Annotated in this window: 12 protein-coding genes; 5 read left to right on the forward strand and 7 right to left on the reverse strand. The window is 70.6% G+C overall.

Translation table 11 applies throughout. The features are described 5' to 3' along the window. Positions 1-735: 735 nt before the first annotated feature. The 3 genes from SSMG_RS47550 to cofC form a co-directional block, all read right to left on the reverse strand. Positions 736-1,683, reverse strand: coding sequence for an NUDIX hydrolase (locus SSMG_RS47550; protein WP_009074087.1), 948 nt, complete (start codon positions 1,681-1,683; stop codon positions 736-738). Further along, complete coding sequence (locus tag SSMG_RS06910) at positions 1,680-4,097, reverse strand: RNA degradosome polyphosphate kinase (RefSeq protein ID WP_037716724.1); 2,418 nt, start codon at positions 4,095-4,097, stop codon at positions 1,680-1,682. The genes SSMG_RS47550 and SSMG_RS06910 overlap by 4 nt, the downstream gene beginning before the upstream one ends. Before the next feature lie 64 nt (positions 4,098-4,161). Beyond that, positions 4,162-4,794 carry a 2-phospho-L-lactate guanylyltransferase gene (gene cofC / locus SSMG_RS06915; RefSeq protein ID WP_009074090.1) on the reverse strand — a complete coding sequence of 211 codons (633 nt, stop codon included), beginning with the start codon at positions 4,792-4,794 and terminating at the stop codon, positions 4,162-4,164. A 115-nt stretch (positions 4,795-4,909) separates the two neighbouring features. Between cofC and SSMG_RS06920 the strand changes: the two genes are divergently transcribed. The 3 genes from SSMG_RS06920 (at position 4,910) to SSMG_RS06930 (ending at position 7,423) form a co-directional block, all read left to right on the forward strand. Next, positions 4,910-5,659, forward strand: coding sequence for a 1-acyl-sn-glycerol-3-phosphate acyltransferase (locus SSMG_RS06920; protein ID WP_009074092.1), 750 nt, complete (start codon positions 4,910-4,912; stop codon positions 5,657-5,659). Next, positions 5,659-6,684: an NAD(P)H-dependent glycerol-3-phosphate dehydrogenase gene (locus SSMG_RS06925; protein ID WP_037712830.1), complete on the forward strand. Its 1,026-nt coding sequence runs from the start codon at positions 5,659-5,661 to the stop codon at positions 6,682-6,684. The genes SSMG_RS06920 and SSMG_RS06925 overlap by 1 nt, the downstream gene beginning before the upstream one ends. 259 nt (positions 6,685-6,943) lie before the next feature. Further along, positions 6,944-7,423: a cysteine dioxygenase family protein gene (locus SSMG_RS06930; RefSeq protein ID WP_009074098.1), complete on the forward strand. Its 480-nt coding sequence runs from the start codon at positions 6,944-6,946 to the stop codon at positions 7,421-7,423. On the opposite strand, the gene SSMG_RS06935 is transcribed toward SSMG_RS06930, so the two are convergent. Genes SSMG_RS06935 through SSMG_RS06945 form a run of 3 tightly spaced genes read right to left on the reverse strand, consistent with a single transcriptional unit; the run spans position 7,424 to position 9,612 of the window. Next, positions 7,424-8,410 (reverse strand): asparaginase, encoded by a 987-nt coding sequence (locus SSMG_RS06935; protein WP_009074101.1) that lies wholly within the window; start codon positions 8,408-8,410, stop codon positions 7,424-7,426. It abuts the gene before it with no gap. 9 nt (positions 8,411-8,419) lie between these two features. Beyond that, a complete protein-coding gene (locus tag SSMG_RS06940) occupies positions 8,420-9,241 on the reverse strand; it encodes a bifunctional 2-polyprenyl-6-hydroxyphenol methylase/3-demethylubiquinol 3-O-methyltransferase UbiG (protein WP_009074103.1) in 822 nt (273 codons plus the stop codon). After that, complete coding sequence (locus SSMG_RS06945; RefSeq protein WP_037712831.1) at positions 9,238-9,612, reverse strand: VOC family protein; 375 nt, start codon at positions 9,610-9,612, stop codon at positions 9,238-9,240. Before SSMG_RS06945 ends, SSMG_RS06940 begins: the two co-directional genes overlap by 4 nt. Before the next feature lie 172 nt (positions 9,613-9,784). Here SSMG_RS06945 and SSMG_RS06950 point away from each other — a divergent pair, with 172 nt between their 5' ends. Both SSMG_RS06950 and SSMG_RS06955 read left to right on the forward strand, forming a co-directional pair. Further along, the gene (locus SSMG_RS06950) at positions 9,785-10,453 is read left to right on the forward strand and encodes a response regulator transcription factor (RefSeq protein ID WP_353611794.1); all 669 of its coding nucleotides are present in this window, start codon (positions 9,785-9,787) and stop codon (positions 10,451-10,453) included. Further along, positions 10,450-11,901: a cell wall metabolism sensor histidine kinase WalK gene (locus SSMG_RS06955; protein WP_009074108.1), complete on the forward strand. Its 1,452-nt coding sequence runs from the start codon at positions 10,450-10,452 to the stop codon at positions 11,899-11,901. Before SSMG_RS06950 ends, SSMG_RS06955 begins: the two co-directional genes overlap by 4 nt. Here the strand turns inward: SSMG_RS06955 and SSMG_RS06960 are convergent. Continuing rightward, positions 11,873-12,547 (reverse strand): pyridoxamine 5'-phosphate oxidase family protein, encoded by a 675-nt coding sequence (locus SSMG_RS06960; protein WP_009074110.1) that lies wholly within the window; start codon positions 12,545-12,547, stop codon positions 11,873-11,875. The genes SSMG_RS06955 and SSMG_RS06960 overlap by 29 nt on opposite strands. Between the last annotated feature and the right edge of the window lie 8 nt (positions 12,548-12,555).

The raw sequence follows: 12,555 nt of genomic DNA on the forward strand, positions 1-12,555 counted from the left end.
CGCGTTTCCGGGGGCGGGTGAATGGACGGCAGTCCACGCGGCGGAGGGGGGAGGAGGGGCGAGGCGTTGCGGGGGCTCGGGTTTCGGCGGCGCCGGGCTGGTGGGCTGGGGTTGAGGTGTTGTGGTGCCTCGGCGGGTTTTCGGGGCCGAGGCGGTTCGGGTTCGGTGGTCGGTTGGGGTGCCGTGCTGGCGTGGCCGGCGAATCGCGAGATCGACCTGAGCCGTTGCAGCGGACAGGTTTCGGGTGCGGTGGCGGACGGGCTGGACGGCGGTGCGGCAGGCGGATTGTGGTGCCGACCTGGGGCGGCGGGGGACCGAGCCGTTGTGGTCGCAGGGTTTCCGGGAGGGTCGCCGCGGACAAGCAGGCGAGCCGGTCCGGTCGGCACCGCGGAGTTGGCACCGGGAAGACAACGTTTCCCGAGGTCGGCGGGCTGTTCGGGCTCCGGAAAGAACGCGCCGGATTGCTGATAAGACAACCAATTCGGGACCCGCCGGGAAGGCAATCGGATTCGCGCCGCACCGTCCGGGAGGGCTAATCCGACGCCCGGAGATAAATCCCCGCCGGGGGTAATTGGCCCCCCGGCGCGCCTGTCTCGGACGTCGCTTATGCCGGGACCCGCGATAACTGCCGGAGCAATACCGGTCTCTATAGAATCCGCCGCCGAATGGGGCGGGAGTGCGTTCCCGAGAAGGGCCCGGCGCGCCGAAGCGACGCCGGGCCCCGCGGGGAAAAGATCAGCCTGCCGAAGGAACCGGGGCGGGCAGCGGGCTCGGGTAATAGTCCGCGCTCACCAGAACCGGGCCGTCGTCGCCGGGGCAGAACGACAGGACCCACAGCGAGCCCTTCTTGCTCGGCACCACCCCGTCGCGGGCGGCGGGCAGTTCGAGGCCGTCCCGGTCCGCCAGCGCGCTCACCAGGTCCGGGATCACCCCGCCCTGGCTGCTGATCAGCGGGGTGCCGCCGTCGGCCGCGATCGCCAGCAGGCGGCGGATTCCGAGCAGCGGGTCGGGCCAGTAGCCCTCCTCCGACAGCAGCGGTTCGTGCCGCACCTCGACGCCGAGCGCGTCCGCGATGCCGCCGACGGTCTGCACGCACCGCAGTCGCGGCGCGGAGAACACCCGATCCGGGCCGAAGAGCGGCAGCAGGTCTCGCAGTGCCGCGGCTTGGCGTTGCCCGGCTTCGGAGAGCGGACGGAGGTCGTCGTCGCCGGTCCAGTCTTCGCGTTTGCCCGCTTTGGCGTGCCGCACCAGCAACACCGTCGTCAGCGCGGGCGGGAGGGCGCAGAACTCGCGCAGCACGCGGACATCCGCCGGGCGGGTGAGCAGCCGTTCGGCCTCGATCGGCGGCAGCCAGCGCAGTTCGTCGACCTCTTCGTTGGGCTCGAAAGCCCCCGCGACGGCTTCGCCGCTGAAGTAGTCGACGCTCTTGCGCAGCATCCGCCCGTTGTTCTTCGCGGGCACCTCGTACGTCGTCTGCGCGACATAGCGGCCCAGCACCGCGCGGAACCCGGTCTCCTCGGCGATCTCGCGCACCGCGGTGGCCGCGATCGTCTCGCCGGGGTCGACCTTTCCCTTCGGCAGCGACCAATCGTCGTAGCGGGGCCGGTGCACGACGGCGACCTCGATCCCCGCCCCCGCGCGGCGCCAGAGCACCGCGCCGGCGGCCCGGACGTCCACGCTCATCCGACGGCCCCGTGCCGCTTCGCGAGTTCGAGCTGGTGGTCGCGCACCTGCGAACCGGCGGCCGGGAACGGCTGCCATTCGCCCGACGAACTGAGCACCCAGCAGCGCGTGTGCGGGTCGAGCGCCGAATCGAACACCTCGTCCAGCTGCCGCGTCAGCTTCGGGTCCTTGACCCGCACCAGCGCCTCGATCCGCCGGTCGAGGTTGCGGTGCATCATGTCCGCGCTGCCGATCCAGTGCGTGCCGCCCGCGCGGAAGTGGAACACCCGCGAATGCTCGAGGAACCGGCCGAGGATCGAGCGGACCCGGATGTTCTCGCTCAATCCCTCGACGCCCGGCTTCAGCGAGCAGATCCCGCGCACCACCACGTCGACCGGGACCCCGGCCTGCGAAGCGTGGTACAGCGCGTCGATCACCTGCTCGTCGACGAGCGAATTGCACTTGATCCGGATGCCCGCTTCGAGCCCGGCGCGCGCGAGTTCGATCTCCTCGCCGATCGCGCGCACGATGCCGCGCCGGATGCCGTGCGGCGACGTGAGGATCGTGCGGTAGGTGTCCTGGCGCGAGTAGCCGGTGAGGACGTTGAACAGGTCGGTGATGTCCGCGCCGATGCTCGGGTCCGCGGTGAGCAGGCCGAGGTCCTCGTACAGCCGCGCGGTCTTCGGGTTGTAGTTGCCGGTGCCGATGTGGCAGTAGCGGCGGATGGTCGAACCCTCCTGCCGCACCACCATCGACACCTTGCAGTGCGTTTTGAGGCCCACCAAGCCGTACACGACGTGCACGCCCGCGCGCTCCAGCGTGCGCGCCCAGGTGATGTTGGCCTGTTCGTCGAACCGGGCCTTGATCTCCACCAGCGCCACGACCTGCTTGCCCGCCTCGGCGGCGTCGATCAGCGCGTCCACGATCGGCGAATCGCCCGAGGTCCGGTACAGCGTCTGCTTGATCGCCAGCACCTTCGAGTCGGCGGCGGCCTGTTCGATGAACCGCTGCACGCTCGTGGAGAACGAATCGTACGGGTGGTGCACCAGGACGTCGCCCTCGCGCAGCGTCGCGAACACGCTCTTGGGCGTCTCGCGTTCGCCGAACGCCGGATGCGTCGCGGGCACGAACGGCCGGTCCTTCAGCTCCTTGCGGTCGACCGCCGACAGCTGGAACAGGCAGGTCAGGTCGAGCAGTCCGGGCACCTCGACGACGTCCTCGGGGTCCACTTCCAGCTCGCGCAGCAGGAGTTCGAGCATGTGCTCGCTCATGTCCTGCGCGACCTCGAGCCGCACCGGCGGGCCGAACCGGCGCTGCGCCAGCTCGCGTTCCAAGGCCTGCAACAGGTCCTCGTCGCGGTCTTCCTCGACCTCGAAGTCGGCGTTGCGGGTGACGCGGAAGACGTGGTGCTCGGTGACCTCCATGCCGGTGAACAGATCGCTCAGGTGCGCGGAGATCAGTTCCTCGAGCGGCAGGAAGGTCGCGGACCGGTTGCCGCGTTCGGTTTCCACGCGCATCAGCCGCGGCACGTTGCTCGGCACCTTCACCCGGGCGAAGCGTTCGAGCCCGCCCTGCGGATCCCGCACGGTGACCGCGAGGTTGAGCGACAGCCCGGAGATGTACGGGAACGGGTGCGCCGGGTCGACGGCGAGCGGCGTGAGCACCGGGAAGATCTGCTCGGAGAAGTAGCTCGACAGCCGGAGCTGGTCGGCCCCCGACAGGTCGGACCAGCCGACGATCCGGATGTCCTGCTCGGCCAGCTGCGGGCGCAGGTGCTCCTCGAACGCGGCGGTGTGCCGTTCGACGAGGTCCTGGTTGCGCTTGGCGATGTAGTCCAGCTGCTCGCGCGGCGTGAGCCCGTCCGCGCTGCGCACCGACAGGCCGGTTTCGTCGCGCCGTTTCAGCCCGGCGACCCGGACCATGTAGAACTCGTCCAAATTGGACGCGAAAATGGCGAGGAACTTGGCCCGTTCGAGCAGCGGCTGCGATTCGTCCTCGGCCAGCGCGAGCACGCGGGCGTTGAAGTCGAGCCAGGACAGCTCGCGGTTGAAATACCGGTCGTCGGGAAGCGATTCGACGGCGGTGGGCGCGGACGTGACGGCGGGCGGGGCCGAGGGAACGGAACGGAATTCCTCGCCGCTCTCGGTCGTGGTCCGGCGCGAGCGGACGGCGGGCTTGGAGACGGCGGGCGGCGCGGCGGGTTTCTTCGCCGTGGTGCGCAGCGCGCTCGACCCGGCGGTCTTGCGCTTGGCGGGTTTGGCGTTGTCCTCCGCCGCGGCGGCCTTGGATTTCGCCCGGCGGGCCGCCGCGGTGTCGGCGCTCGCGCGCGAGGTCGCCTTCCCGCCCGCGGTGCGCGGGGCGGGGGACGAAGGGGTCGCGCTGCTGCCGCTCTTCACACGCCGCCGGGCCGGAGTGCTGCCGTCTTCTGTGCTCACGCTGCCCATTGTTCACTACGAAGCCGCGGTTTGCGCAGGCCGCGATGAAGGCTGAGTGAACACGTCAGCGCAATTGCGCCCCTTCGGCCGGGAACACCGCCGAAGTGTGCTTGCCGAGACCGAGTTTCGCGGCGTGGCGGAGATCGTCTTCGGTGTCCACGTCGCTGCGCAGCGACGGCAGCGCCAGAGTGAGCGGAATCGCACCGGACGCCCGGTGCAGTTCCGCGGAGCCGGTGCCGAAACGCGGGTCGAGAGGTTTCCCCGGCGCGGACAGCAACAGCGTGGTCCCGGTGCCCTGCCGGTCGAAAACCACCGCGCGGCGGCCGGCGGCTTCGGTCAGCGCCTGCTCCAGATCGACCGCGCGCAACGCGGGGAGATCCGCTTGGAGCGCGCCGACTACTCCGTCCGGCGCGTCCGCGCGCAGCAGTTCCGCGCCGTGCCGCAGCGCTTCGTTGAGCCCGCCGCCCGCCGGTTCGGCGACCAGTTCGACGCCGAGACCGGCCAATTCGGACAGCGCGGCCGGCTCCGGGGTGACGACGAGCACGCGCCGGACCCGGGCGACCGACGTGACCGCGGCCAGCGTGTCGCAGGCCAGCGCCAGCACCAGTTCGGCGTGCCGGTGCGCGGCGACCGCGCCGCGCAGCCGCGACTTGCCCGCGGCAGGCGGTTTCAGCGGCATGACCAGGTCTGCGTCCACCCGTCCATCTTTACCCCAAACCCGCCGCGCGCGTGCGTGGGCGACCCTCCCTGGACTGCGCGAACCGGCGCGCGGCAGGATCACCCGGAGCAGAGGCGACCCGAGGAGGAGAACTGTGGCACGGCGTGAGAAGGGCGGATTCTGGGTGGGGCTGGCCGCCGCCGCGTTCTACCCGCTGACCGCGATCGGCAAGCGCGTGTACCTCGGTGCGGAGAAAATCCCCCGGGAAGGGGCCGCGGTGCTGGTGATGAACCACATCTCGCACCTCGACCCGGCGGTCGACGCGGTGTTCGTGCACCGGCAGAAGCGGGTGCCGCGGTTCTTCCTCAAGGCGAGCCTGCAGGACGTGCCGGTCTTCGGCCGGATCGTGACCGGGTCCGGGCAGATCCCGGTGGCGCGCGGGTCGAGCGCGGCGAGCGACAGCCTCAAAGCCGCGCACCAGGCGCTGCAGGAGGGGAAGGTCATCGTGATCTACCCCGAGGGCACCATCTCGAAGGACCCGCTGGGCTGGCCCAAGGAGGCCTACACCGGCGCGGCGCGGCTCGCGCTGCAGAACGACGTCCCGGTGATCCCGATCGCGCGCTGGGGCACCAACCAGATTTTCAACGGCTACACCGGGAAGTTCACGCCGTTCCCGCGCAAGACGGTGACGCACCTGGTCGGCGACCCGATCGACCTGTCGGCGTACCGGGGCGGGAACCCGCGCAGCGCTTCGATGCTGCGCGAGGTCACCGCGCTGCTGATGGACGAGGTGACCCGGCTGCTGGTGCAGATCCGGCAGGAGGAGCCGCCGGTCAAACCGGAACCGGACCAGGCGGTGACCAAGACCGAGACCAAGACCGAGAAGCCGGAGGACGGTGCCTGATGGCGGGTTTCGCCGCCGACGTGCAGCGGGTCACCGTGCTCGGCGCGGGTTCGTGGGGCACGGCGTTCGCGAAGGTGCTCGGCGACGCGGGCCGCGACGTGACGATGTGGGCGCGCCGGGAAAGCGTCGCCGAGGAGATCCGGGAACGGCACGCCAACGAGGCGTATCTCCCGGGAACCGTGTTGCCGGAACGGATCACCGCGACGTCCGACGCGGCCGAGGCGCTGGACGGCGCGCAGGCGGTCGTGCTCGGGGTGCCGAGCCAGAGCCTGCGCGCGAACCTCACCGGCTGGCGGCCGCTGCTGCCTCCCGACGCGATCCTGGTCAGCCTGGCCAAGGGCGTGGAACTGGGCACGCTCAAGCGGATGAGCGAGGTGATCGCCGAACTCGCCGACGTCGATCCGGGCGAGATCGTCGTGGTGTCCGGGCCGAACCTGGCCCGCGAGATCGCCGAGGGCCAGCCCGCCGCCGCGGTGCTCGCGTGCGCGGACCACGAGCGGGCGAAAGCGGTGCAGCAGGCGACGTCGAACCAGTATTTCCGGCCCTACACCAACACCGACGTGGTGGGCTGCGAGCTGGGCGGCGCGTGCAAGAACGTGATCGCGCTCAGCTGCGGGATGGCCGCCGGGATGGGCCTCGGCGCGAACACGATGGCGACGCTGATCACGCGCGGTCTCGCCGAAATGGCGCGGCTGGGCGCGAAACTCGGCGCGGACCCGCTGACCTTCGCTGGTCTCGCCGGGCTCGGCGACCTGGTCGCGACGTGCTCGTCGCCGTTGTCGCGCAACCGCACCTTCGGCGAACGGCTCGGCCGGGGCGAAACGCTGGCCGAGGCGCAGGCGGCGACCGGGGGACAGGTCGCGGAGGGCGTCGCGTCGTGCTCGTCGATCCGCGAACTGGCGCAGCGGCACGGGGCCGACATGCCGATCACGGACGCGATGTACCGGGTGTGCCACGAGGGCGTCGACCCGCGGCAGGCGGGCGCGGAGCTGCTGGGGCGGTCGCGGAAACCGGAGTGGCGCTGAGCCTCGTGAGTGCCTACGCCGGTTAGAACCGGCATGAACACTCACGAGCGGCGAGGGCTCGCGGGCGGTCCAGGGGGTGAGACGGGTTGACCAGCCGGCCCGGGGCTGGTTCGCTGGGCGGCATGCTGACGTGCGCGATGACGATGCGGCCGGGGTCCGACGACCTCCGCCCCGTCATGGGCATGTCGTGTCGCTGTTGTCGGTGAACCCGCCCCGGCCCAGCTCGACACCCATCTTCTTCCCGTGAGGACTTCTTTTCATGTTCGCCGTCCCGGACAACACCCTGCTGCGTCCCGAGAACCCCGCCCTGCGCCACCCGGTCCGCGTCGCCGTCGACGTGGCCGCCGACCGGGAACGCTGGGGCGGCCTGCTGCGCTACGACCCCGACGAGCGGTTCTCCGCCCTCGTCGAACGCACCGAGGACCAGGAGATCTGGCTGCTCAGCTGGCTTCCCGGCCAGCACACCGACCTGCACGACCACGCCTTCGCGACCGGCGCGTTCACCGTCGTGTCCGGGCGGCTGACCGAAACCGTCGCGCGACGCGCCCCGGGCGGGCGCGCGGTCACCGAGGTGCACGGGCTGTCCGCCGGGCAGTCGCGGGTGTTCGGGCCGGGCTACGTGCACGAGGTGCGCAACGACGGCCCGGACCCGGCGATCAGCGTGCACGTCTACCGCCAGGGCGGCAGGCAGATGCGGTCGTTCCAGGCGGACCCGGTGGACGGGCCGTTCCGGGTGTGATCAGCGGTCGAGGTCGCCGCGCAGCCTGAACTGCCGCTCGATCTCCTCCCGGCTCGCGCCCGCGGCGAGCAGAGTCTGCAACAGGACCCGCGATTTCCGCGGGCACAGCCATCCGGCCATCGTCGCGCCCATCCGGATCAGGCTCGATTCGGAGCCGGGAAAGCCGTACGTGCTGCGGAAAGTCGGCCCCGCGCCGGTCCGCGACGCGACGACGATCGGTACTTCCGCCGCTGCGAGCACGTCCGCCGTGCCCGTCGACACGTGGCCGACACCGTTGGCGGCGAGCACCACCCCGCGCGCTCCGCCGTCGAGTACCAGCGAAAGCAATTCGCCCGAATCGTCGAGGCCCGATTCCAGCAGCGGAACGAGATCGACGGTTTCGGCTCCCGGCAGCACCGGCGGCCGCGGCGGCGACGGGTGGAAGTAATGCACCGCGCCTTCGGCGACCATGCCGAGCGGACCCGCCGGTCGCGAGGAAAACGTTTCGACGTGGCTGGAATGCGTCTTCCGCACCCACCGCGCCGCGTGCACGTCGTCGTTGAATGCCACCAGAGCGCCCCGGCCGCGGCTGCGCGGATCGGCCGCGACGGTGAGCGCGGCGAGGATGTTCGCCTGTCCGTCCGGACTGGGCAGGCTCGGGTTCCGCATCGCGCCGGTGATCACCACCGGCGCGTCGGACGGCCACGTGAGGTCGAACAGATACGCCGTTTCCTCCAGCGTGTCAGTGCCCTGCACCACCACGAGACCGTCCGCGCCCGCTTCGATCTGCTCGACGCCCCACTGCCGGGTCCGCGCGAGTGTCGCGTAGTCCATCGACGAGCTCGACATCCCGGCGAGCGTCGCCGCGGTGAGCTCCATCGGCAGCCGGGAACCCAGGTCTCCCAGCAGGTCCTCGGCGCTCAGCCGCGGCACGACGCCGTCTTCGAGCGAACGTCCGGGAGCCATCGAGATGGTGCCGCCCAGCGCGGCGACGGCGATGCGAGTCATGCCCGCACTCTATGCGGGGCGTTGCGCCTGCAGGGTGTAGCTCGCGGCGATGCGGCGCGGGTTGTCCCGCAGCCGCCATTCGCCGCCCCCGGCCTCTTCCATCTCGTGCGGCAACGCATTCCACGCCGCGGTGTCGTGTTCGGTCAGGCCGGTCAGGATCAGGTCCTGGTCGAGCAGCGCGGTGACGATCTCGCCGAGGGAATGGTTCCAGCTGTGCGTGGTCGTCTTGCGCACCGGTTCGTCCGTGTCGACGTACGTGGTGTCGTCGCTGAACACGAGCGGCTCGTCGTGCTCGAAGTAGTCGTACTTCGGCCACGCGCGTTCGGATTCGTCGTCGAGCGTCCACAGCATCGGATGGCCTTCGCGCATGAACAGCCGTCCGCCCGGCCGCAGCAGCCGCGCGACGACTTCCGCCCACGGCGCGATCTTCGGCAGCCAGCAGAGCGCGCCGATCCCGGTGTACACCAGGTCGAACGTGTTCTCCCCGAAGACTTCCACCGCGTCGTAGACGTTCGCCTCGTGGTAGTCGATGTCCGCGCCGGTGGCTTCGGCGAGCTTGCGCGCCTCGGCGAGCGACGCCGGGGAAAGGTCCAGACCAGAGACGCGCGCGCCGAGCCGGTGCAGCGACAGGGTGTCCGTGCCGATGTGGCATTGCAGGTGCACGGTGCGCAGGCCGGAAACGTCGCCGAGGCGCGGCTGGTCGAAGCGCACGATCTGGCTCAGGTGCGCCGGATCGGCCTTGAACTTGTCGAACTCGTAGTACGCCGAACGCGCGTGGATCGGCGCGCGGTCGTCCCAGTTGGCGCGGTTGATCTCGAACGAATCGGTCACGCCTTCTCCGCCTTGCTGCGCAGGACGCAAAACTCGTTGCCCTCCGGATCCTGCAGGACCGCCCAGCCGCTGCCGTCCTCGCGGCGATGGTCGGAATGCAGGGTCGCGCCCAGGCCGAGCAACCGCTCCACCTCCTCGTCGCGGGTGCCGTTGTCCGGCGTCAGGCAGAGGTGCAGCCGGTTCTTGCCGGCTTTGGGTTCGGGGACGGCGATGAACAGCAGGGTGACGCCGGAATCGAGCGTGATGCCGATTTCCGGGTCGCCCGGCTGGTCGTCCTCGCCGACCGGGCGGCCGGTCACCTCGGTCCAGAACTGGGCCAGTGCCCACGGGTCGGCGCAGTCGACGGTGATGTTGTCCACGTAAGCGGTCATCGGGCTCCTCGGGCCAGGGTGGCTGACGGTCCGGAGTCTGCCCGGTATGCCCGGTGCGGCGCGAGGGATTTCCTGTCGAGTCGCTGTCAGCCCGGGGTTCGGCTCGCGCGCCCGCGCGGACGTCGCGGAGGATGGCGGGGTGGAGAACTCGAATCCGGTCCGGCTGCTGGTCGTGGACGACGAACCGCACATCGCCGACCTGGTCGCGACCGTCGCCCGCTACGAGGGCTGGCAGGCCGTGACGGCCGGATGCGGCGCCGACGCTCTCGCGCGCGCCGCGGAGTTCGCTCCCGACATCGTCGTGCTCGACCTCATGCTGCCCGATTTCGACGGGTTCACCGTGCTCGACAAGCTGCGCGAGAAACACGACGCGGTCCCGGTGGTTTTCCTGACCGCGAAGGACGCGACCGCCGACCGCATCGCCGGCCTCACCCGCGGGGGTGACGATTACCTCGTCAAACCGTTCTCCGTCGAGGAGCTGATGGCGCGGCTGCGCGCGGTGCTGCGGCGGACGTCGGAGAAGCCGGACGCCCGCGCGGTTTCGCTGCAGGTGGGCGACCTCACTCTGGACGAGGAGACGCACGAGGTCCGCCGCGGCGGCCAGCTCGCCGAACTGACGCCGACCGAGTACGAGCTGCTGCGCTACCTCATGCGGCATTCGCCCGCGGTGCTCACGAAGGCGCAGATCCTCGACCACGTGTGGGAGTACGACTTCGGCGGACGGTCCAATGTGGTCGAACTCGCGATCTCGCGGCTGCGGCGCAAGCTCGACGCCGAAGCCGAACCGTTGATCCACACCGTGCGCGGCGTCGGGTATTCCGTGCGGCAGGCGGGCCGGTGAACCGGATCGGGCGCTGGGCTCGCCGGTGGTACCGGGCTTGGCGCGCTTCGCGGCTCGGCACGCGGCTGGCGTTCGGGCTGGGTGCCTTGTCGCTGGTGGTGTTCGCGATCGTCGGCGCGCTGACCGTCGAGCTGATGCACGACTACCTCAACCGGCGGCTCGACGAGCAGCTCAAGACCAGCCAGGTCGCGCAGGTGCCGCATCTGCGCGAATCGAAGGACAATCCGGAAGTCGTCTACTCCTGGTACTCCGCGGTCTTCGACGTGCGGGAAGGGCACGCCGTCCCGCAGCCGGGCAGCACGTTGCCGAACGACGTCCGGCCGTTGGCGCAGGTGGCCGAAGAAGCGACCAGCGGCGATCTGTTCCGCACGATCGCCTTGCCCGGGCAGGGTTCCTACCGCGTCCGGGCGTGTCCGGTGGAGACGTCGCAGAACGGGACCGGCACCGTGCTGCTGAGCGCCGCGCCGCAGGCCGATCTCGACAAGACGGTGCAGCAGCTGATGTTGATCGAAGTGATCGCGTTCCTCATCGCGTTGGCGATTCTCGTCGTCGCGGGCCGGGTCGTGCTGCGGCGCGGCTTGCGGCCGTTGTCGGACATGGCGGGCACTGCGCACGACATCGCTTCGCACGATCTCACTGCCACGGCGGCTTTGCCGGTGCGCGCGTCCGGCACTGGTGGCGGCGCGGAGGTCGAGGAGCTGCGGACGGCGTTCAACTTGATGTTGAGCCACATCGAATCTTCGCTGGCCGCGCGCACCGAGGCGAACGATCGGCTGCGCCGGTTCGTCGCCGATGCTTCGCATGAGCTGCGGACGCCGTTGACGTCGATCCGCGGCTATGCCGATCTTTTCCGTTACGCCGCCGCGAACGAGCCGGAGGAACGCGAGGCGCATCTGGAGAAAATCCGGGCCGAGACCGCGCGGATGAGCGTGCTCGTGGACGATCTGCTGCTGCTCGCCCGGCTGGACGCGCGCGACGTCGAACCGCCGGTGCGCCCGCAGCGAATGGACCTGACGGAGATCGCCGCGGCTGCCGCGGACGCGTTCCGGGCCGGTCGGCCGGGGCATCCGCTGACGGTGTCGATTCCGGAGGAACCGGTGCTGCTGCACGCGGATCCGGCGCGGCTGCGGCAAGTCCTGGACAACCTGCTGGCGAACGCGGCCGTGCACACCGCTGCGGGAACTCCGGTGGAGCTGGCGGTGACGGTGGCGGACGGAATGGCCGTCGCCGCCGTCACCGATGCCGGGCCGGGGATTTCCGCGGCGGATCAGCAGCGGATTTTCGACCGGTTTTATCGCGTGGACAACTCCCGCACCCGGGCCGCGGGCGGCACCGGATTGGGGTTGGCCGTGGTGCATTCGCTGGTGGTGGAGCACGGCGGGACGGTCTCGCTGGAGAGCCGCCCCGGGCGGACGGTGTTCACCGTGCGGTTGCCGCTGTCTTCGTGACGCGTGCGGTGATGTGTTCGGGCACGCTCCAGCCGGGCGGCAGGTCCGCGGAGGGTTCTGGCTCGCCGAATACCGTGTGCACCGGCAGCACTCCGGCCCAGGCGGCGTTCGCGGCGACGTCCTCGGGTTCGTCGTCCGGTCCCTCGGCGCGGAGTTTCACCGACGCTTCGGCGAGGTCGAGCGCGATGACCGAAACCGCGGCGAATTCCTTCTTGTTCACCGGCCGGGCGTGTTCCCACGAACCGGGGGAGAGGTGGTCGGTGAGCACGTGCAGGCCGCGCATCTTCTCGTCCGGGTCGGTCACCAGCCGGGCCTTGCCGAGGATCACCGCGCTGCGGTAGTTCACCGAGTGGTTGTTCACCGAGCGGCAGTAGACGATGCCGTCGAGCAGGGTGACGGTCACGCAGACGTCGGTTTCCCCGGTGGCGGCTCGCAGACTGGCCGCGCCCGTGGAACCATGCAGGTACAGGGTGTCGCCGTCGCGGCCGTATCCGGTGGGCAGCACCAGCGGGGCGCCGTCGCGGACCACGCCGAGGTGGCAGATCAGCGCCTCGTCGAGCACGGCGTGCAGCACGGCGCGCTCGCTGGCGGCGCGGTGGCGTTTGCGGCCGAGCGTGGTGCGTTCGGTGGGCGAAAGGCTGCTCATGCGCTCAG

Origin of the sequence: Streptomyces sp. AA4, assembly GCF_000158875.1 — a bacterium.
Lineage (GTDB): Bacteria > Actinomycetota > Actinomycetes > Mycobacteriales > Pseudonocardiaceae > Amycolatopsis.